The 20,641-nt window shown below is 38.9% G+C and carries 19 protein-coding genes; 5 read left to right on the top strand and 14 right to left on the bottom strand.

Annotation, left to right across the window (positions count from 1 at the left end):
* Positions 1-479 precede the first annotated feature (479 nt).
* The gene (locus AC07M3_RS01800; protein WP_092705688.1) at positions 480-1,766 is read left to right on the top strand and encodes an MFS transporter; all 1,287 of its coding nucleotides are present in this window, start codon (positions 480-482) and stop codon (positions 1,764-1,766) included.
* A gap of 38 nt (positions 1,767-1,804) precedes the next feature.
* Here AC07M3_RS01800 and AC07M3_RS01805 read toward each other — a convergent pair whose 3' ends face one another.
* The 8 genes from AC07M3_RS01805 to AC07M3_RS01840 are packed head-to-tail and all read right to left on the bottom strand — an operon-like array spanning position 1,805 to position 9,013.
* Positions 1,805-2,086 (bottom strand): DUF971 domain-containing protein, encoded by a 282-nt coding sequence (locus tag AC07M3_RS01805; RefSeq protein WP_494566358.1) that lies wholly within the window; start codon positions 2,084-2,086, stop codon positions 1,805-1,807.
* Positions 2,070-3,065, bottom strand: coding sequence for a HEAT repeat domain-containing protein (locus tag AC07M3_RS01810; RefSeq protein WP_494566359.1), 996 nt, complete (start codon positions 3,063-3,065; stop codon positions 2,070-2,072). Before AC07M3_RS01810 ends, AC07M3_RS01805 begins: the two co-directional genes overlap by 17 nt.
* Positions 3,062-3,901 (bottom strand): ABC transporter ATP-binding protein, encoded by an 840-nt coding sequence (locus AC07M3_RS01815; protein ID WP_494566360.1) that lies wholly within the window; start codon positions 3,899-3,901, stop codon positions 3,062-3,064. The genes AC07M3_RS01810 and AC07M3_RS01815 overlap by 4 nt, the downstream gene beginning before the upstream one ends.
* Position 3,902: 1 nt before the next feature.
* The gene (locus AC07M3_RS01820; RefSeq protein WP_494566361.1) at positions 3,903-4,757 is read right to left on the bottom strand and encodes an ABC transporter permease; all 855 of its coding nucleotides are present in this window, start codon (positions 4,755-4,757) and stop codon (positions 3,903-3,905) included.
* Between the two features lie 34 nt (positions 4,758-4,791).
* Positions 4,792-6,222, bottom strand: coding sequence for an ABC transporter substrate-binding protein (locus AC07M3_RS01825; protein WP_494566362.1), 1,431 nt, complete (start codon positions 6,220-6,222; stop codon positions 4,792-4,794).
* 19 nt (positions 6,223-6,241) lie between these two features.
* The gene (locus AC07M3_RS01830; protein WP_056479873.1) at positions 6,242-6,487 is read right to left on the bottom strand and encodes a 4Fe-4S dicluster domain-containing protein; all 246 of its coding nucleotides are present in this window, start codon (positions 6,485-6,487) and stop codon (positions 6,242-6,244) included.
* Between the two features lie 20 nt (positions 6,488-6,507).
* A complete protein-coding gene (locus tag AC07M3_RS01835) occupies positions 6,508-8,241 on the bottom strand; it encodes a fumarate reductase/succinate dehydrogenase flavoprotein subunit (protein WP_494566363.1) in 1,734 nt (577 codons plus the stop codon).
* Positions 8,242-8,269: 28 nt separating this feature from the next.
* On the bottom strand, positions 8,270-9,013 hold the full coding sequence (locus AC07M3_RS01840; RefSeq protein WP_494566364.1) for a GntR family transcriptional regulator: 744 nt from the start codon (positions 9,011-9,013) through the stop codon (positions 8,270-8,272).
* Between the two features lie 251 nt (positions 9,014-9,264).
* Between AC07M3_RS01840 and chrA the strand changes: the two genes are divergently transcribed.
* On the top strand, positions 9,265-10,614 hold the full coding sequence (chrA, locus tag AC07M3_RS01845; protein WP_494566365.1) for a chromate efflux transporter: 1,350 nt from the start codon (positions 9,265-9,267) through the stop codon (positions 10,612-10,614).
* Between the two features lie 19 nt (positions 10,615-10,633).
* Here chrA and AC07M3_RS01850 read toward each other — a convergent pair whose 3' ends face one another.
* Positions 10,634-11,488, bottom strand: coding sequence for a helix-turn-helix domain-containing protein (locus AC07M3_RS01850; RefSeq protein WP_133746091.1), 855 nt, complete (start codon positions 11,486-11,488; stop codon positions 10,634-10,636).
* 166 nt (positions 11,489-11,654) lie between these two features.
* On the opposite strand from AC07M3_RS01850, the gene AC07M3_RS01855 reads away from it, so the two are divergent.
* Positions 11,655-12,572, top strand: coding sequence for a DMT family transporter (locus tag AC07M3_RS01855; protein ID WP_494566366.1), 918 nt, complete (start codon positions 11,655-11,657; stop codon positions 12,570-12,572).
* 33 nt (positions 12,573-12,605) lie between these two features.
* Here the strand turns inward: AC07M3_RS01855 and AC07M3_RS01860 are convergent, their stop codons facing one another.
* The 4 genes from AC07M3_RS01860 to AC07M3_RS01875 form a co-directional block, all read right to left on the bottom strand.
* Positions 12,606-13,610, bottom strand: coding sequence for a homoserine dehydrogenase (locus tag AC07M3_RS01860; protein WP_494566367.1), 1,005 nt, complete (start codon positions 13,608-13,610; stop codon positions 12,606-12,608).
* A gap of 112 nt (positions 13,611-13,722) precedes the next feature.
* Positions 13,723-14,514: a sulfite exporter TauE/SafE family protein gene (locus AC07M3_RS01865; RefSeq protein WP_494566368.1), complete on the bottom strand. Its 792-nt coding sequence runs from the start codon at positions 14,512-14,514 to the stop codon at positions 13,723-13,725.
* A 209-nt stretch (positions 14,515-14,723) separates the two neighbouring features.
* The gene (locus AC07M3_RS01870; RefSeq protein ID WP_494566369.1) at positions 14,724-16,379 is read right to left on the bottom strand and encodes a bifunctional protein tyrosine phosphatase family protein/NAD(P)/FAD-dependent oxidoreductase; all 1,656 of its coding nucleotides are present in this window, start codon (positions 16,377-16,379) and stop codon (positions 14,724-14,726) included.
* A 9-nt stretch (positions 16,380-16,388) separates the two neighbouring features.
* The gene (locus tag AC07M3_RS01875) at positions 16,389-17,084 is read right to left on the bottom strand and encodes an MBL fold metallo-hydrolase (protein WP_494566370.1); all 696 of its coding nucleotides are present in this window, start codon (positions 17,082-17,084) and stop codon (positions 16,389-16,391) included.
* 191 nt (positions 17,085-17,275) lie between these two features.
* Between AC07M3_RS01875 and AC07M3_RS01880 the strand changes: the two genes are divergently transcribed.
* Positions 17,276-18,547 (top strand): sigma-54 interaction domain-containing protein, encoded by a 1,272-nt coding sequence (locus tag AC07M3_RS01880; protein ID WP_494566371.1) that lies wholly within the window; start codon positions 17,276-17,278, stop codon positions 18,545-18,547.
* A gap of 69 nt (positions 18,548-18,616) precedes the next feature.
* A complete protein-coding gene (locus tag AC07M3_RS01885; protein WP_045432537.1) occupies positions 18,617-19,528 on the top strand; it encodes a bestrophin family protein in 912 nt (303 codons plus the stop codon).
* A 45-nt stretch (positions 19,529-19,573) separates the two neighbouring features.
* Here the strand turns inward: AC07M3_RS01885 and AC07M3_RS01890 are convergent, their stop codons facing one another.
* Positions 19,574-20,632, bottom strand: a complete 1,059-nt coding sequence (locus AC07M3_RS01890; RefSeq protein ID WP_494566372.1) for a 2,3-butanediol dehydrogenase — start codon at positions 20,630-20,632, stop codon at positions 19,574-19,576.
* Between the last annotated feature and the right edge of the window lie 9 nt (positions 20,633-20,641).

Below are 20,641 nucleotides of genomic sequence, written 5' to 3' on the forward strand. Positions count from 1 at the left end.
AAGAATACAGTGACACATATCGAGAAACAACAAATTATGTAATTTTCAGATCAAGTAAATTTTATGTAATAAAGCGTCATCATTATATAAATTTCATTTATTTTCTTTGAAATTGGTACTATAACTTTTTAAGTATTACCAAATAGTCAAAATAAAACTAAGCTCAAAATAGGCTTAAAACCAAGGAGGAATACAATAAAGAATATGGTTGATAAATTAGATGTCTGATTTTAAATAAAGTTTATGGTGTATTGATCATCCAACTAAATTAAGGAAATGTTCGATAATCGATAAAAATATCTTTAAATCGAACAAAAGATCATAGAATCACTAGAATGGAAATTTAAAATTATAAAAAATGCATGGAGAGGAATTCTAAGGTAAGTACTCAGGATTGAGTGATATTTAAAAACTCATGCTATTTCCTGTCCAGTACACCTAAAAATTTCTATTTTTTTCTGCTAACTGACGGAATATATATGACATACACTAAGGATGAAAAACGTAGCAGAATACGCGGTATTGTTGGTGCGGCCTCTGGTAACCTTGTTGAATGGTTTGACTTTTATATCTATGCAGTCTTTGCTACCTATTTTACACAAGCCTTAACTGCACCCGACATGGATAGTTCGACCAAAGCTATTTATGTTTGGGGTGTATTTGCTGCAAGTTTTTTCATGCGTCCTATTGGTAGTTGGATATTCGGGCGCATTGCAGATCGACATGGTCGAAAAAAATCAATGGTCATTTCTATTTGCTTAATGGCATTGAGTTCCTTCTTATTTGCGGCCTTGCCTACTTACGATCAAGTCGGATTATTTGCTCCTTTTCTTTTACTCGTTGTGCGCTTGCTTCAAGGCTTATCAGTCGGTGGTGAATATGGTGCCGTAGCAACCTACATGAGTGAATTAGGATTAAAAGGTCAACGTGGTTTTTACTCCTCTTTTCAATACGTCACACTCTCTGGTGGTCAATTACTGGCAAGTTTGCTCGGCGTAATTTTATTAGCATTTTTAAGTGAGCAACAATTACATGACGGCGGTTGGCGTATTCCGTTTGTTATTGGTGGTTTTGCTGCAATTTTATCTTTACTTGCTCGTAGTCGTTTGGAAGAAACCCTTTCCCATCAAGATAGTGAACGTGAAGAATCTGGTAGCTTAAGAGAACTCTTTAAAAAACATTGGAAAACCTTTTTATTGGTGGTTGGTTATACATCTGCTGGTTCATTAACTTTCTATGTTGAAACTGTTTATTCAAAAACCTATTTAACTAACTTAGGTATGGATGGAAAAACCGTTGGTTATATTATGACCTTCGCGCTATTTGTCTATATGTGTGCCCAACCTGTATTTGGTTCAATTTCTGACCGTATTGGGCGACGTGCTTCAATGCTGGCATTTAGCTTGTTATCTGCGATTTTTATCTATCCAATTATGGCGATCGGAATGCCTAATTATATAGATTCACCGATTATCATCACCTTGCTACTCATTTTTATGATGATGATCTTGAGCTTCTATACATCTATTAGTGGCTTAGTCAAAGCAGAGATGTTCCCTCCTCATGTGCGTGCACTAGGTGTAGGGTTCTCTTATGCGGTAGGTAATGCCATTTTTGGTGGATCGGCACCTTCGGTTGCATTGCAGTTTAAAGCTGCTGGAATTGAAAATACGTTCTTTATTTATGTGATTGTCATGCTCATTATCTGTTTCTTATGTAGCCTTGCGCTGCCGAAAAAACCAGATTATTTAGAACATGACCATTAATTAAAATAGATGCCTTTTGTCCCAAGCAGAAGGCATCTTTAACCCTTAGCAAATTCTTTTAAAAAAGCCCACGGAAAAATCCCTTTATCATGCCCATCACTAAAACAAATTTGGGCGCCATATCCTTGATCGAACATTGCTGTCACTTCAATATTTTGATGCTCAATTTTAATTTGTTTAATCCTCTTGGCTCGGCAAAAGCCGCATGGGCAAACTTCTCTTAGATTTTGATGACTCAGACATACACTTAAGCCATCACTCCATACAAAATGGACCTGTTTCTTAACAGTATCGACACGGATATCAGGTCTGGTTTGCATACTTCACCTCACCAATTTGATTTAATCCAATACGAATTGCTTTTCGAACTTCTGGATCAGAATCATGTTGATGCTGTTCTAATAGCATTTGAGCTTCTGGTGTGCCAATTTCTCCAAGTGCTAAAGCTACCTCTTTACGTAAATTACTAATTTCATGTTTAAAATTAGTAGCTAAATGAGCAACTGCCAAACTCGATTTTAACAATCCCAAACTGCGTACAGCTGCTATTTGTACTTGCCAGTAAGGATCCACTAATGCCTTATTCAATGGCGCTTCCAGTTCGGAAATACGTAATTTCCCAATAGTTAATGCAGACTCCACTCTTAACTGCCAACTTTCAGCATTTAGTGAATGATTAAGTGCTTGAATCACATCAATTGATAATTTTTTACTATAAGCCAAACTACCTGTTGCAATACGTCGTACTTCGTCATCTATATCTGTTTCAACAATTTTTGCCAATATTGCAATGGCTTGATCTTGTTGCAACCAGCTTAAAGCACTCACAGCTTCACGGCGTACAAGAGTATCTTGATGCTGTACCAAAGCTGATATTTCTGTAAAGAACTGCTGCGCTCGTAAAGGTTTTAAAGCGCGTAAGATTGCACTTTGTACAAAAGTATCTTCATGCTGTAAATATGGTGCAAGTACATCGGCTGATGCAGCTTCTTTGATTTCACTTAAACTCTGGCTTGCTGCGAGACGCACATTAAGATCGGAATCACTTAAAGCCTGAGCCAATACCTCCAAACTGACGTGGTCCTCCCAACTTTCTAATTTTTTTGCGGCCTCTTCACGCACCAAAGCAGACGGGTCATGTTGCAGTGCTGCATGCAACCAAGGTAGTAAATCTGGATTTTCTTCGTCACCGATATTCATTAAAGTAACAAAACGAACCTTCTCATCTGGATGGTTCAACTGACCAAGAAATTCTTGATTATATTCATCTTGCTCATCTAAAGTTTGATAAAAACTCATTCGTATTCCTTGATTTGTGCTTTCTTTCCAAGCCCTAAAGGGTTTAAGCGGCTTAACTCTTCTTGTTGAGTGGCTTCCTTTAAAGTTTGCATGCAATGTTTTTTAATGGTTGTAAATTCACTACTCGTAACAAGTTCGATATCACGTGGACGCTCAAAATCAAGGTTGATTTCCTCAATAATTCGGCCCGGTCTATGGCTCATAATCAGTACTCGATCAGCTAAAAAAAGTGCTTCATCAATATCGTGGGTAATAAATAAAACCGAGGTTTTGATTTCTTGCCAAATGTCGAGCAATAGCATTTGCATCTTCAAACGGGTTTGCGCATCTAACGCACCAAAAGGTTCATCCATTAATAAGATGCGAGGTTCGTTAATAAGTACTCGTGCAATTTCAACTCTTTGCTGCATACCACCTGAAAGTTCAGCTGGAAATTTCTGCTCAAAACCTTTGAGCCCCACCAGATCAATCATTTTCTTTGCCTGATCTATACGGTTTTGTTTACCAACACCCTTCATTTTTAAACCGAAAGCAATATTTTCAAGCACACTTTTCCACGGAAATAACGTATGTTGCTGGAACACTAACCCTCTGTCTGGATGCGGTTCCAGAATAGATTCATTATCGACCGTTAAAGCCCCTGAACTAATGGGTAAATGCCCTGCCAAAGCACCTAGTAATGTTGATTTTCCGCAACCTGAAGGACCAAGTAGACAAATAAACTCACCAGGTTGTATTTCGAAATTAACCCGATCTAATGCTTGAAAGCGATTTTTGCCTTGTCCTAAATGTAGAGATAGTTTTTGAATGCGCACATGACCATGTTTAATCGACATTTTAAGACTTCCTCAGTTGATACCATGGTGTAAATCGGCTTCCAATCACACGAACTAAGGTACTACTGAACATACCCAACGCTCCAATCAGCACCATGCCAACCACAATATTGCTATAGTTTTGCAAGGTGAACGATTCCCAAGTGAAATATCCAATTCCATGTTGACCAGAAATCATTTCAGCGGTGACCAAACAGAACCAACACGTGCCCATTCCAATGGATAAACCCGTAATAATGTTCGGTAATGCCCCCGGAATAATGACTTCATGAATAATGGCAATATCGGAAGCTCCTAAACTTTTTGCCGATGCAATTAATCTTGGGTCAACTGCGCCAACGCCATGTACGGTGTTTAATAAAATTGGAAATAATGCACCAATAAAAGTAATAAAAATCATGGATGCCTCTGACGATGGAAAAATCAGGATCGCTAAAGGAATCCATGCAACTGCTGGAATTGGACGTAAAACCTCTAATGGCGGCATTAAAAATGCAGCGAGTTTTTGATAACGTCCAGCTAACAAACCAATGCCTACGCCAATCAGTGCAGCCAACACAAAACCAATTACAACTCGAAAAATACTAGATTCAACATGTTCAAATGCGGTGCTGAGTTGAAAAAATGACCACAATGCATGTATGACATCCAAAGGTGTCGGTACATTGCTAAAGTTCACAATGCCTAAATTTATTTTAAACTGAGCAAGTCCTTGCCAAATTACTATCCAAAAAGCTATAGATGTAAAAGCGATGACATAGTTTTTAAAATATGTCTTATATGCTCCCAACTGCTGAAAAAAATTAATCAAAAATGTACTTTGGTTTTTAGGTTTTGTGTGGACTAAACTACTCATTTGTCACCTCCTGATCATTAGCTAAGACAACACATCAGCTCTGTGTTACAAGCTGAATAGCTTTAAAGTCATATACTTTTCCACCTTGTTGTTTAGCCCATTTTTCAGCATCATTTTTTAATAAAAATGCTTCAATTTGTCCTGCTTTATCTGTGGCATACCATGCTAGATTGGCAAGCAGCTTAATATCGGACTGATGATCTTGGCTATAAACCACACGCACCGTTTTTCCTGCCGCTTGAATTTTCTTTAAATCGGAAAAAGCATGCTCAGGTGTTTCATAGCTACGAACCTTTTCTTCACCCTTTACCCAAATTTGAGTGACCCGATTAAACGTTTTGATGGGTTGGCCCGTTAAAGCATCATTTACAACCAAAGGTGATTTTGCATAGTCAGCGAGTTGCTGGCTGTAATTTAGCCCAGAAGCCTGAAATGCATCTTTAATATATTGATCATCAATAAATTTATTTACATCGAGAGTGCCATCGTTTTTGCCTAGAACTTTTAAAGTATCAACTGCGATTTGAGTTGCTTTTCGATATTCAGGTTTCCAAGTCAAGTCACGGGTTTGTAGACCTAATGGACCATGAAACAGATAGACCACCTCGGCAGGAATACCTGTTTTTTCAGAAATAAATTCACTATATTTTTCAGGTTGTTCTCGAATCAGACGATTTGCTTCAATGGTTGCTTGTAAATAAGCTTTTATGACTTCAGGATGTTGCTGTGCATAATCCTTGCTCGCAAGTGAACCATGAAATGTCGGTGATTTTGCTTGTGAACCATCATAGATTTTTTTGGCAAAACCTTGGTAGGCAAATAACTCTCCAAACGGTACGAAGTCAGCATGTGCAGCAATCTTATGACTTTTTAATGCAGGCCCTGCCACTTCAGGAGCCTGAGCAATCACTTTAATATCTTTATCAAGTTGCCAACCTTCAGCTTGAATCGCTCGCAGTAAGAGTCCATGAGCAGTTGAGGCAAAAGGTACAGAAATGGTTTGTCCTTTTAGTTCTTTGAGTGAAGTTACTTTTGAGTCAATTGGAACAACAATCGCATTACCGCTACCATTAATACTGCCTGACAATGGCGCTAAAAATATGCTTTCTTTCCCAGCTTTTTTAAATGCCGCTAAATTATTAACCGCAGGAAAGTCAGCCATCGCTCCCAAATCTAAACGTCCGGCTACCATTTCACTGGTTAGTGGCGCACCTGAGGTAAAGTTTTTCCATTGAATGTCGTATTTAACGTGTTTGTATTCACCATCTTTAGGTAAATATTTTGGCAATAGATTCAGTTCACGAACAAGTAATCCACCCGCCGCACAGTTAATGGTTGTGTCTTGTGTACCAATCGCTACACGAACAGTTTCTGTTTTACTGCCGCACCCCAAAGTGCCAAGTACAATGGCACCAATTAAGCTACTGAGTAATAGTTTTCTATTGATCAATTTATTTTGTCTCATGTTGAGTATTCCAAATTAATTATTTGAGTAGGTATGGGATATTTACTTTGACTGCATCCGTGGGGCAGTCCTTTTCACAAGGCATGCAGTACCAACACTCATCAAATTGCATATAAGCTTTTTGAGTTAGAGGATCGATGGCCAATAAGTCCATTGGACAAACATCCACACAGACTGTGCATCCTTTATCGGCAATACATTTATCTTCATCAATAATGACGGGTGCGACAGTACGGTGCTGAACTTCTTTAAAAATAAAAGCCATTGTTTGAATTCCTGATTTATTTAGTCTGCAAGTGCAACATCTTTTTGAATGCGTAAACGGTCATAAGACACAGCTTCATCTTGATTAATTGGAACCACATAAGGCTCGATTATTTTTTTGAAACTGGTCATGTTGCCCTGTTCATCTTTTTTCAAATGTGCATGGCAGAACCAATCTGAGTTATTTTTTTGAGGGAAATCTGCTCGGTAGTGATAAAGGCCCCAACGGCTTTCCTCTCTAAACAGTGAGGCTCTGGCTGCCATTTCCGCACAGTCTCGAATAAAAGAAACCTCAGCAGCACGCATCAGTTCATGCGGATTTCTGGCAGAGATTCGCTTAATATCTTGTTTTATTTCTTCAAAACGTTTGAGCCCAATTTCCATTTTTTGGCGAGTTTTAGGGGGCTGCAAATAGTCATTTACAGAACGGCGCAGCTTATATTCGACTTGTTCCGCTGGTAAGCCCTCAGAACAGTCAAGTGGCGCAAATATTCGTGCTTTCTCTACTTCTATTTCACTTTGGTTCAATTCACTATCTACAATTTCATTCACATAGTGCGCGGCATTTACTCCAGCGAACCAGCCATAGGTAAATGCACCAAGCATATAATTATGTGGTACAGCCGCCATATCGCCAGCACTATATAAACCTTTAACCGAAGTCTCTGCTTTTTCATTGACCCATACACCAGAAGCACTGTGTCCGCTACAAAAACCAATTTCTGAAATATGCATTTCGACCATATCTTGACGGTAATTGGTTCCTCGGCCCTCATGGAAACGACCACGGCTTGGGCGCTCATTGGTATGTAAAATCTCTTCAATGGTCTGAATCGTTTCTTCAGCCAGATGATCTACTTTTAAATAAACCGGACCATTACCACTTTCTAATTCTTGATAAAACTCCCACATCATTTGACCACTCCAGTAGTCGCACTCAATGAAACGTTCACCTTTACTGTTGGCGGTATATCCACCCAATGGTCCAGTTACATAGGCACAAGCTGGGCCGTTATAATCTTTAATCAGCGGATTAATCTGGAAGCATTCTAAATTGGCAAGCTCAGCTCCTGCATGGTATGCCATGGCATAACCATCGCCTGCATTGGTTGGGTTTTCATAAGTTCCCATTAAATAGCCTGAAGCTGGCAGACCTAAACGCCCTGCTGCACCACAACATAAAATGGCAGCTTTAGTTTTAATGACATAGAAATTGCCACTACGGCAGTCAAAACCTAATACCCCATTGATTGCACCCTGTTCATTTTTTAAAAGCTTCGTGGTGACAATCCGATTATTAATTTTGACCTGAGCACGCTTTAACTGACGATATAAAACTTTTTTAACATCATGGCCTTCGGGCATTGGTAAAACATACGCCCCCATGTGATGTACTTTTTTTACTGCAAATTCGCCAGTCTCATCTTTTTCAAATTTAATGCCCCATTGATCAAGCTGTTGGATCGTTTTAAAACTATGCTTGGCATAAGCATATACGGTTGCCTGGTTCACAACGCCATCGTTGGCAATCGTAATTTCTTTGGTGTATTGCTCTGGTGTTGCATACCCCGGAATGATGGCATTATTAAGCCCGTCCATTCCCATTGAAATCGCACCGCTACGCTTTACGTTCGCTTTTTCAATGAGTAAAACTTTTAAATTGGGATTTTCTTGTTTTGCTTTAATTGCTGCCATTGGCCCAGCAGTTCCACCACCAATAACCACAATATCAAACTCAAGATATTTAGTTTCCATTGTATATTCCTTATTTTTATTTCTGTTCTTAACGATGAATACGTAAACGGTACTGGAAGGTATCGCCCGAAAAATAGAGATATTCATAGTCAATCGGTTGGCCATTTGCATCATGAGTCAAACGTTCGACCCGTAATACCGGAGTGCCAATTTCGACTTGTAGCAAAGCAGCTAATTCTTCATCTGCTACGGTTGCATCAATACTTAAGTCTGCGTGACCCAAAGGGATTTTGCATTCTTCCTCTAGGGCTTTAAAAATATCGGTAGTACGTAAATCAATCGCTTTTTCTTTAAGTTTCAAACCAATGTGTTCTGGCAAATAAGTCAACTCATAAGAAACAGGCTGACGGTTTAGCAAACGAACACGCTGAATTTCATACACATTGGCTTTAACCGGTAGTTTCAATTTCGGCACGACATGCATCGGAATTTGCTTAAGTTCAGCTGAGATGACCCTGTTCAAAATTTCATGTCCAGCAGATGACATTGCTTCAGCAAAGCCTTGTAAACTTGAAATGTTCTGAAAGGTTTTTGGCTTACTTACAAAAGTCCCTTTACCTGGAACTTTAAAAATATAGCCTTCTAACTGTAATTGGTTGAGTGCTTGGCGAACTGTAATTCGACTCACACCGAACTGTTCAGCAAACTCATTTTCAGATGGAATTTGACTCAGCACAGCATATTCACCATTTACGATTTTATTGAGAATGAGTTCCCTTAATTGATCGTAAAGAGGCTTATGATTTTTTTGATCTTGGGGTAGCTGGCTCACGACTTGCAACCTGTTATAACAACTTGAGCAAATAATGTTTAAAATGTTTCCTCTTTGGAAATAATTTAAAGCGATAACTTTAGTTTAAAAAATAATTTCTATTAATTTCAAAGTATTGATATGTGCAAAAACGTAATATTGAAGAAATTATCATCAAAAGTACATTTGGCTTTGCTATGCTGTTAAAAATAATTTGGCCTTTCTAAAGCAGATATTTTTATAAATTAAGTTCTATTTTTGAAGAGATGGACATGCAACAAAAACAACAAAATACCAATGATGATTCAGTGGAACAGGTCACCTTCTGGCAAGCCTTTTTATTTTGGCTCAAGCTTGGTTTTATTAGTTTTGGGGGACCAGCTGGACAAATTGCAGTGATGCATCAGGAACTAGTTGAACAAAAACGCTGGATATCCGAAAAAAGATTTTTACACGCGCTTAACTACTGCATGTTGTTACCGGGCCCTGAAGCACAGCAATTGGCAACTTATATTGGTTGGCTTATGCACAGAACGGCTGGAGGATTAGTTGCAGGTATTCTATTTGTATTGCCCTCTTTATTTATTTTAATTGGACTGTCTTGGGTTTATATAAAATTTGGAGATGTTCCGGTTATTGCGGGAATTTTTTATGGGATTAAACCTGCTGTCACCGCAATTGTTTTCCATGCAACTTACCGTATAGGTAGTCGCTCACTTAAAAATAAGTTTTTATGGGGCGTTGCAATTGCTGCTTTCTTTGCTATTTTTGTTTTAAAACTTCCTTTCCCGCTTATCGTTTTATCGGCAGGTATTGCTGGCTATTTAACGAGTAAGAAATATCCTGAGCTATTTTCTTCAGCGGTTGGTCATAAAGCTAGCCAAAAAGATTATGGCATTGCATTTATTGATGATGATACGCCCACACCAGAGCATGCTAAATTCCAATGGTCGCGCTTAGCTAAGCTTGTTTTTGTGGCTATCGGCTTATGGTTATTACCAATTTTAGCTTTAAGCTCATATTTTGGATGGCACCACTCTTATACTCAAATGGCATGGTTTTTTACTAAAGCAGCCTTACTTACTTTTGGTGGTGCATACGCCGTTTTACCTTATGTGTATCAAGGTGCGGTTAATAGCTTTGGGTGGCTTTCACCTACTCAAATGATTGATGGACTCGCTTTAGGTGAAACCACACCGGGTCCACTGATTATGGTTGTTGCTTTTGTTGGTTTTTTAGGCGGTGTGAATCATGCACTACTTGGTCCAGAACATCTATTCTTTGCTGGTGCATTAGGTGCTGTCATTGTGACTTGGTTTACTTTTCTCTTTTCATTTGTATTTATTTTTGCTGGTGCGCCCATCATTGAATCTACACATAATGAAATTAAGTTTACTGCCCCTTTAACAGCAATAACAGCTGCTGTGGTTGGTGTTATTTTAAATCTGGCACTATTTTTTAGCTACCATGTTTTGTGGCCACAAGGTTTTTCTGGTCACTTTGATGTTGTTGCGGCTTTAATTACCATTGCAGCATTTATTGCCTTGTTCCGTTTTGAAATTAATGTGTTATACGTAATTTTTACATCTGCCCTTATTGGCCTGTTGATTTATCTTTTATAGAAAATTAATCATGAGTCCTTTAACGTAACTGTGAAGGACTCATGCCATAAAACTGTTTAAAACGATGGCTCAAATGGCTTGCTGAACTAAAGCCACATACCAATGCAATGTCTTGTAAAGAAAAGTGTGAAGACTGAATTAGCCCTTTTGCCTTGGTTAAACGTCTTTGCATGACATATTGGTGAGGTGCCATATTCATAGATTGTTTAAACATATGGGCAAAATGATATTCGCTTAAGTTCACGACATTTGCCAAATCTGACAAAGTCAGAGCTTGATCGAGATGATCTTCAATCCATTCTTGAATATATTTGAGCTTATGAGGCGCAAGCCCGCCTTTAATAACAGGCTGTTGCCATTTAACATTGCTATATCTTCGAATTAAATGATTTAGCAATAAACTGGCGGTTGTACTCATTTGTAAATGGTTTGAAGAATCTTGCCAGTCACAGTCGAGTAAGAAAAACTGATATAAAGCTCGAATCCGTTCGTCGTCATTAAAGACAACTTCATTTAGTTCAATTTGATTAGGCTCTTTGTCCCATATTTTTTCAGCAACATCACGCAAATGTTGGTCGGTATAATACAAATGAACGAATTTGAGACCACCTCGTATATCCCAAGTCGACTCCTGATGTTCAGGTAATAAACAAAAACGACCCGGCCCACCGCCATTTTTCCAGCCTACTGGTGTTTTTTGATAGCTTTCATAGCCATCTTGAATATAGAGACTCAAAGTATGGTGGTCGCTACAGACACTTACACGATCTTGCTCATTAGACCAAAATGCAAGTTGCATATTTTCATCAAGCACCACGGTTTCGTGAAGCTTGGCTTTAGATTGCTGTAGCTGTTCTAAAGTTTGATAGGCCATGCAAAATTAAAACGAATATCATTGAGCTTAAGTTAAACATATTCAGTAAAATTGAGCTAGTTTAGATCTATAAAAAACGCAAGATCTTGCATGTACAACACAAGAATATATACGTGAAAAATGAAGCATTCCTCAATACTTAAGCTTGGTAATCGAGGATGAATTTATGAATATTTTACTCTATGTTGCGGTGGTGTTGATTTGGGGAACAACATGGATTGGAATTGCCGTTCAAAGTCATTATGCAACACCCGTTGTCGCAATTTTATGGCGTTTTGCCATTTCGGCCTTATTACTTTGGGTTGTTTTACTATTTTCAGGAAAATTACAACGAATTGCTTTAAAAGATCACTTGTTTTGTATGCTGCAAGGGCTTTGTGTTTTCGGCCTAAACTTTATTTGTTTTTATACGGCGGTTAAATATGTAAATAGCGGTTTAGAATCTGTCATTTTTTCGATGGCCGTTTTCTTTAATGCCATTAATGCGCTTATCTTTTTTAAGCAAAAACCTTCCCCAAACTTTGCCCCAGCTGCACTTTTAGGACTTGGTGGTATTGTTTTACTCTTTTGGCATGACCTCATTAATAGCCAGTTTAATGCACAGTTATTAATGGGAATTGGGTTGTGTGCAATAGGTACTTACGGTTTTTCTTTAGGGAACATGATTAGTGTTAGACATCAGAAACGTAGCCTAAATATTTTTTCAACAAACTGTTATGCCATGACTTACGGTGCATTGGTAATGTTAAGTCTAGCTTTATTTACTGGCCAAGATTTAATGCCTCCGATGAATTTTCCATTTTTAAGTTCAGTACTTTATCTAGCTGTATTTGGTACGGTTATTGGCTTCTCTGCTTATTTTTCATTGGTTGGGCGAATTGGCGCTTCAAAAGCAGCATATAGCACTTTACTTTTCCCTTTAGTAGCGCTTTCTGTTTCTACCTTCTTTGAAGGATATGTCTGGACCCTAAACGCTCTATTCGGAATTTTATTAATCTTACTCGGCAACTACTTAATGTTTAGTAAGTTTGAAATTGGAAAAAAGTTATTTAATACTCAAAAAAATTGTGAGAAGCAGGCCTAAAAGCCTGCTTTTTTTTATAAATCATGATTAATTTTAGCAGCCCGTTTTTAGCATCAACTCGAAATCTTTTAAAGCTGCGGCTGCTGTGGCTAAAGGCGCAGATGCTCCCCCACTTACAACAAGTTCCCCCATTTCTTGCGTTAGCACCCGAATGCATTTATTTGAACCTTGAAGATGGGCAAAAGGATGATTTGCTGGGACTAAACGTAATTCAACTCCTGTTTGAATTTGCTGATTTTCAATATGAATAAAACCGACCAGACGAGGAATTAGATCTTCTTTTTTCCAATCATGTATATGATCGGCTGTAACATGACTGATTCCTTGTTTTGGAATATCCTGAATTTTTACATCAGCTCCTAAAACAGTATTTGCCAATATGGTAATTTTAGCAGCAGTATCCCATCCATCTACATCAAAAGAACTATTAGGCTCGGCAATACCTTTTGCTTGGGCTTTTTCAAGAGATTCTGCAAACGCACATTCATGTTGCAACATATCATTTAAAATAAAATTTGTGGTTCCAGTAAAAACACCTTCTATTTCTAAAATCTGACAGCCAGCCAAGTTATATTCAAACAAATCAACTGTCGGTAAAGCCGCAGCCGTCGCGCCGCTAAAAAATAATTTTTTATTGTGTTGATGCGCCAAGTTAATTAATTTTTTACCTTCTACGACTAAAGCACCTTTAGATACTGCCATCGCATTCATGTTATGTGTTAAAGCATAATTTAAATAAAACAGGCCTTTGCCTCCTGTCACATAATCACTTGGCCCAGTCTCAATAATGACATCCGCTTGTACCTGTTGTAAAAACTTTTGTTCAGTGAGGCCTGCTTGATATTGAGTTTTATCTAGCCATTTGGCAGCTTGCAAACCGTCTTGGTCGATTAAGCCTGATGATGAGTTGCAGACACCTACTAAACGGGCATCAATTTGATATTTTTCTTTATAGTATGCCGATCGATTTAAAAGAAGCTCTGCAATTTGTTGCCCAATCCGTCCAAAACCACAAATTGCTACGTTAATTCGCTTCATATCGTTTTCTCAAAAAACTTAAATGGTTTAAATCCAAAAGTTTCCAAAGTTAATGTTAAGGCTTCATTTGGAAACTTTGTATTTATAAAGGTAAGTTAAAATACTATATCACTTAGATATTTGTGAGATTAATAATCTTAATTACCATATAAATTGCGACAGCAAACACCATTAATGCAAAGACTTTTTGTACAATTGCAGCCGGAATAAAACGAATGGCTCTGCGCCCTAATAGCATACCGAATGCACATGCGAGTGCAAACGCACTGGTAATACCTATTGGATAGTGAAAACCTTCTGCAATATGCATCACAATACTCATTCCACTAATGAGAAAAATAATCATGAGTGAGGTTGCAACAATACTATGCATGTCGAGGTTAGTGACTTTTCTAAGTGCAGGTACAATCACAAAGCCGCCGCCAACCCCTAACATTCCCGTTAAAAGTCCAGTAATAATCCCGATGCTCGCAAGAACGCTTCCCGTTTTAAAATTCCAGATAAAGCGCCCCGTACTTGGGTTAACCTGACACGGCGGATTATGAAAATCTGATACTCGGTTACTGATGAGTCGATAGCCCACTGTAAACATAACTAAGCTAAACATGAGCATGAGCCAAACAGGAGAAATGGTGTTGGCTATTAAAATTCCGATATGTGCCATAGGTGCGCCAATAAGGGCGATCCAGATTGCAGCACGATAACGAACCATCTTTTTAAATAAGCCTTCAATGGTTCCAATGAGTGTAGATAGCGCAACTGCCAATAAACCAATCGGTGCTGCTTGAGCTACGCTCCAGCCTTGGCTTGTAATTAGTGCAGGTACAGCAAGAATACCCCCACCTGCACCAGTAAGACCAAGTAAAAAGCCAATCACAATGCCTTCAACGACAAGTAATAACATATCAAAAGCCTAAAATTACATATACATCATTTACAGTAGACTGCTGGTTAATGAGTGAGTAGATCTCGTCTTCTTGCGAAGCCTTAGTCACTTCTCAGGGCAAAGCATGGTTTTGCTTATCCTCTTAACTCGAGCACAGCTTTCGCCTTGCGCTCGTACAAAGCGTTGCTTTGTTTAGCCTCTTCCGCTCAAGTAAAGCGTTGCTTTACTTATCCTAGCTCAGGTTTGACCATCCATTCGCGGCCTTTGAGCATGCCTTGCCAATAAATTGGAGGGAGGATTTGCTCTTTGAGTAACCATGCCAAGCGAGATGGTTGCTGCCCATCAATCACCCATTTTGGAAAACTTGGAAGCAGCTTGCCACCATAGCCAAACTCAGCCAGAACGATTTTTCCACGTTCTACGGTCAGTGGGCACGAGCCATAGCCGTTGTATTCACAGAAGTTTTGCTCACCTTTTAGTTTCGTAAGAACATTCACAGCGACAATTGGAGCTTGTGCCCGTGCCGCAGCAGCAGTTTTGGCATTAGGTGCATTCATCACATCACCTAGAGCAAAAATATTGGCATGTTCGGTGTGTTGTAAGGTTTGCGGGTTAACACTCACCCATCCAGCTTCATCTGTGAGAGTACTGGCACGAATGAAATCAGGTGCTTGTTGTGGTGGAACAACATGCAACATGTCAAAATCGGTTTCGACTAGTTCTGTATTTTCATCATTCACTACCTTAAACCAAGCCTTCTTCGCAGGCCCATCTACTTTGACAAGTTGATGATTAAAATGCAGTTCAGAACCATATTTTTCGACATATTGCATCAGTGCAGGCACATATTCTTTCACACCAAATAGAACACCGCCGCTGTTATAAAAATGGATAGAAATATCTTTAAGTTTGCCTTGCTTTAACCAATAGTCGGCTGAGAGGTACATCGCTTTTTGAGGAGCACCCGCACATTTAATCGGCATAGGTGGTTGGGTAAAGATCGCCTTTCCACCGTTTAGTTGTTGTACCAGTTCCCATGTATACGGTGCTAAGTCATAACGATAGTTAGACGTCACCCCATTTTTACCTAAGGTTTCGACTAAACCTTCAATCCCATGCCAATTCAGTTTTAAACCGGGACATACGACCAACGCTTTATATTGAATCGGTTGGCATCCTTCCAAAATAACCTGATTGTGCTCAGGGTCGAATCCGGCAACAGCAGCTTTCATCCATTTAACTTTGGATGGAATCACACTGGCCATTGAGCGTGCTGTCACTTGCGGCTTAAAAATTCCAGCCCCTACCATGGTCCAGCCGGGTTGATAATAATGCGTATCTGCCGGATCAATAACGACAATATCTAAGTTCGGTTCACGGCATAAGAGACTAGATGCAACAGAAATTCCAGCTGCACCAGCACCCACAATCACAACGCTATAGCAAGGAATCGTTGCTGGTTCATGATCACGTTTTAAAATACGTGGCACTAAGCCTTTCAAGTTAAAACCAAGTTTGTTACCTGTTTCGACTAAAAGTGCTGCATCTTTTGGGGCAACTTCCGCTAAAGCCCACAAACTGATGGCACGCATGCCAGAGCGGCAATACGCTAAAATGGGTTTCTGAGTATTGTGGTAAAACTGCTTAAACTCGGTAACTTGCTGATCGGTAATTTTGCCACTGGTAATAGGTTGATAAATTACATTTAGGCCATGTCGCTGAGCTGCTTCTTCAATTTCAATCACATTCGGCTGATCCGGACCTTCTCCATCTGGACGGTTACATATCAGAGTTTTTACTCCCTGATCTGCAATTTTTGCGAAATCATCAGCAGTGATTTGACCGGCAACATAAAAATCTTGATTAATTCGTTTGAGTTCCATATTGCCACCCTAAGATTGCGAAGTTGAGCCACAGGCTTGATTAGCTGGTAATGCTTTATCGATCTGTTTTGGATATGGCAGATTTAAGTCATTCATTAATTTAATAAAATCTTCACGGGAGCGTTTTTGGCCTAAACGTGAGTTATATAAACGTTCATTTCCAATGGTTGAAGAGAGACGACCTTTGTAATCATGTCCCGGATAAACAATTGTATGGTCAGGCAAACTGAAAAGTTGTTTATGAATACTGTCATAGAGCATTCCAGCATTACCCGCTTGGAAGTCAGTTCGACCACAGCCGTCAATTAATAATGCATCGCCAGTGAAAACCATGTTTCCAACCAGATAACTCGTACAAGCATTGGTATGACCTGGTGTATAGCGCGCTTCAATACTGAGGTTGCCCAATTTAAGCGTGCAACCATCAGTGATTAAAATATCTCCGCAATTTACACCTGAATTTCGGTGTAAAACTGATTTGCAATGAAAGCGTTCACGCAGCAAATTTGCAGCAGTAATATGGTCTGCATGTACATGGGTGTCTAAGGTATAGACGAGCTTAAATTGATGCTGTTCTAATTCTTTTGTATAAAGTTCTATATCTGATGCGACTGGGTCAATTAAAACGGCTTCTAATGTTTCTTCACATGCAAGCATATAAGTATAAGTCGAACTTTCTTGTTCAAAAAACTGTTTAAAGAACATGATTTATACCTTAAAAATTTATTTCTTTCCTATATTTTGCAAATAAGATGCCAATTTCTTTAATTTAAATAATAGGAATAAAAATCAAATATTTAAATTAATAATTAAATTTATGTCCGGAAAATAAGCACTACTTGATGTTTCTATGCAACTTTAGTATGTTTCAATGAAACAATGATGAAACGCAGACAATGGCAAAGTTAAATTTTGAGTCCGAACAAGATTTTTTTATTTTATTTGAGCAATTAAAGGCTTTATTCCCAAGTGCTAGTCTATTTTTAGCAGATATAACGACTCACGCAATTCACTATAAATTTAATACAGATGACATTTCCGTTGAGAGCATGGCAGCGCTTACTCAAGACCATCACAATCAATATCTCGAAATTAATACTCCTAAAATGAGAAAGCGATTCATCTATCAAGAACATGATATTTATATTAGCGAAAACCATTTTATTGGGAAGTTACATATTTTACAGCCAGTTGGCACAGAAGATGATATTGCTGATCAAGTGCAATTAACAGAGCACTTACAAGACTTAGCCAAGGTTTTTAATAGTTGCTCACCAGAAATGGCCCGCATGTTTTCAGTTATTCAAAGAGTGGCAATTACTGAGTTTCCAGTGCTCGTCCGCGGTGAATCTGGTAGTGGTAAAGAACTGGTGGCAAAGGCTATTCATGATTATAGCCAACGTAAAAATAAGATCTTTGTTGCCATTAACTGTGCTGCTCTAAATGCCAATATTTTAGAAAGCGAACTATTTGGGCATGTTAAAGGCGCTTTTACTGGAGCAATTCGCGACCATAAAGGTGTATTTGAACGTGCCGCAGGTGGAACTCTGTTTCTAGATGAAATTGCCGAGATTCCTTTAGAACTTCAGGCTAAATTATTGCGGGTTTTAGAAACTGGTGAATTTACGCCGGTCGGTGGTGAAAAACCTATTCAGGCCAATGTCCGTATTATTACCGCAACGCACAAGGCTTTACGTGAAGAAGCTAAGGCTGGGCGTTTCCGCCACGATCTACTCTATCGTTTACGTGTAATTCCAATTTTTATACCACCACTTAGAGAACGGAAAGTCGATATTCCACTCATTGTCGATCAGATTTTAAAAGAAAATTCAACTCAACTCGACACAATGCCTCGTCAAGTCAATCAAAAAGCCATGCAGGTTTTACTGAATTATGATTGGCTGGGGAATGTTCGTGAGCTTAAAAACACCTTGCTTTATGCTTTAACAATGGCAAATGGTAAGGACGAAATTGAAGTCGAAGACTTACCGAATGAACTCTTAAATGCTGAGGATTACGTTAAATTAACGGAGACAAATACGGAGCTTAGTCCAGAAAATGTGCAAGCAGCTTTGGAAAAATATAATCACAACCTGAATATGGTTGCCAATATTTTTGGAATTAGCCGTACTACGCTTTGGCGATATAGACAAAAATATAAGCTTTAGGTAGGTATTTATCTGATCTAAGGCGTATCATACTGCACTTGGTTAGGTCCGTTAGTTCAAAGGCTTTCTATGATTGTTCGCGATAAAAACAGCGTTTTTAAACTCTTATTTGCATGGAAAGGAACAGTTCTACCCAAAGTTTTGCCCGCATTGAGTTTTGTTGTTCTTATTTCAGCATGTGTAGTCTGGCTTTCTTATTATCATTGGATTCAAATTCCTACCGTTCCCGCAATTGGATTTACCATCTTTGGTGTGATTCTTTCAATTTGCACCGGTTTTAGAAATAACGCGTGTTATGACCGTTGGTGGGAGGGGCGCAAACTTTGGGGCGCTTTAATTGCAAATGCAAGGCATATTGTCAGAGATAGTCATGTTCTATCAAACGAGCAACGCGAGCATCTAATTCATCAGGTCTTAATTTTTAGTAATTTATTACGCGACCGTTTGCGCCAACAAACAGCCGAGCCAACGAAATTTCTTGAACATGCCTATTTAAATAACTCTTCACTCGATTATTTAAATGAGCATATCAACGCGCCTCAGTTTGTACTCGAAAATATTCAAAAAGATTTAGTCAAAGCTTTAAAAGATGGCGAAATTAGTGACATTATCTACAGCACATTGACGCGTCATATTGTTGAGCTAGGTAATATTCAAGCAGGTTGTGACCGAATTGCTGGTACACCTTTACCCTATTCATATTCAGTACTTTTACATCGCGCTGTTTATTGTTTTTGTTTCATATTACCGTTTAGTCTTGAAGCAGCTTTAGGTATTTGGACACCACTTATTGTGGGCTTAATTGCTTATATGTTTTTAGGGTTAGATGCCTTAAGTGCCCAAATTGAAGAACCTTTTGGTTTACAAGAAAATGATTTACCGCTTGATTCAATTGTTCGTTTGATTGAACGAGAGTCGTTAAGTTCTTTAGGGCAGCCATTACCCCCTATTATTGAAGCCCAAAATAACAATTTACTTTAATAAAAAAGAGCGAATTATCGCTCTTTTTTAGATTTAAAGGTTTATTTATGGCTGTACGATAATCTTAACGGCGGACTCATTGTTATGAATTAAGGTTTCAAAACCTTGTGAAATCAAATCATCAAGTTGAATACGCTGGGTAATAAAAGGTTCTAGATTTATTTTACCTTCTTCAACCAGCTTAATGGTTTCCTGATGGTCATTTACATAGGCAATTGTTCCTCGCACATCCAGCTCTTTCATCACCACACTATGCACATTAATTGATGCTGGATGGCTCCAGATCGAAACAATAACAATAACGCCTGTTGGTTTCACTGCCGCAACCAAAGTATCTAGAACTTTGTTAACGCTACTACATTCAAATGCAACATCGACGCCATCACCATTGGTGATTTTCATGACCTCAGAAACAACATCAACCTCTGATGGATCTAAAATATAATCTGCGACTCCCGACTCTTTGGCTTTTTCTTTACGTTTTGCACTCAGCTCAGTAATAATGACTTTAAGACCTTTCGCTTTTAAAATTGCCGAAAGCAATAAACCAATTGGGCCCGCACCACCAACCAGAGCAATATCACCAGCCTTCGCGCCACTGCGGACATAAGCATGATGACCAACCGATAACGGCTCAATTAAGGCAGCTTGATCAAGTGGAATTTTATTAGAGATTGGGTGTACCCAACGGCGTTTAACCGCAATTTTTTCCGACAAACCGCCACCACGACCACCTAAACCAATAAAGTTCATATTTTTGGAAAGATGATAATTATCTCCCGGTCTAGTCGGCACATCATCCGCCACAATATAAGGCTCTACGACCACATGCTGACCGACTTCAATATCATCAACACCGTCACCTACGGCATAGACTACACCTGAAAACTCATGACCCATGGTGATTGGTGCAGATTCGCCTGAAATAGGATGAGGATGTCCGCACGGTGGAATAAAAATCGGTCCTTCCATAAATTCATGCAAATCTGTACCACAAATTCCACACCAAGCAACCTTAATGCCTACAGTGCCAGGAATGACTTCTGGTTCTGGGATATCCTCAATACGGATATCGCCTCTGTCATAAAAACGCGCTGCTTTCATTATTATCTC

The organism is Acinetobacter sp. GW821-FHT09D10, from assembly GCF_059416285.1.

Coding starts and splice junctions, on each gene's coding strand:
- AC07M3_RS01810 (WP_494566359.1), bottom strand. CDS start 3,065: ATGAGTTTTTATCAAACTTTAGATGAGCAAGATGAATATAATCAAGAA.
- AC07M3_RS01865 (WP_494566368.1), bottom strand. CDS start 14,514: ATGTTATTACTTGTCGTTGAAGGCATTGTGATTGGCTTTTTACTTGGT.
- AC07M3_RS01800 (WP_092705688.1), top strand. CDS start 480: ATGACATACACTAAGGATGAAAAACGTAGCAGAATACGCGGTATTGTT.
- chrA (WP_494566365.1), top strand. CDS start 9,265: ATGCAACAAAAACAACAAAATACCAATGATGATTCAGTGGAACAGGTC.
- AC07M3_RS01830 (WP_056479873.1), bottom strand. CDS start 6,487: ATGGCTTTTATTTTTAAAGAAGTTCAGCACCGTACTGTCGCACCCGTC.
- AC07M3_RS01880 (WP_494566371.1), top strand. CDS start 17,276: ATGGCAAAGTTAAATTTTGAGTCCGAACAAGATTTTTTTATTTTATTT.
- AC07M3_RS01875 (WP_494566370.1), bottom strand. CDS start 17,084: ATGTTCTTTAAACAGTTTTTTGAACAAGAAAGTTCGACTTATACTTAT.
- AC07M3_RS01850 (WP_133746091.1), bottom strand. CDS start 11,488: ATGGCCTATCAAACTTTAGAACAGCTACAGCAATCTAAAGCCAAGCTT.
- AC07M3_RS01805 (WP_494566358.1), bottom strand. CDS start 2,086: ATGCAAACCAGACCTGATATCCGTGTCGATACTGTTAAGAAACAGGTC.
- AC07M3_RS01820 (WP_494566361.1), bottom strand. CDS start 4,757: ATGAGTAGTTTAGTCCACACAAAACCTAAAAACCAAAGTACATTTTTG.
- AC07M3_RS01885 (WP_045432537.1), top strand. CDS start 18,617: ATGATTGTTCGCGATAAAAACAGCGTTTTTAAACTCTTATTTGCATGG.
- AC07M3_RS01835 (WP_494566363.1), bottom strand. CDS start 8,241: ATGGAAACTAAATATCTTGAGTTTGATATTGTGGTTATTGGTGGTGGA.
- AC07M3_RS01825 (WP_494566362.1), bottom strand. CDS start 6,222: ATGAGACAAAATAAATTGATCAATAGAAAACTATTACTCAGTAGCTTA.
- AC07M3_RS01860 (WP_494566367.1), bottom strand. CDS start 13,610: ATGAAGCGAATTAACGTAGCAATTTGTGGTTTTGGACGGATTGGGCAA.
- AC07M3_RS01890 (WP_494566372.1), bottom strand. CDS start 20,632: ATGAAAGCAGCGCGTTTTTATGACAGAGGCGATATCCGTATTGAGGAT.
- AC07M3_RS01815 (WP_494566360.1), bottom strand. CDS start 3,901: ATGTCGATTAAACATGGTCATGTGCGCATTCAAAAACTATCTCTACAT.
- AC07M3_RS01870 (WP_494566369.1), bottom strand. CDS start 16,379: ATGGAACTCAAACGAATTAATCAAGATTTTTATGTTGCCGGTCAAATC.
- AC07M3_RS01855 (WP_494566366.1), top strand. CDS start 11,655: ATGAATATTTTACTCTATGTTGCGGTGGTGTTGATTTGGGGAACAACA.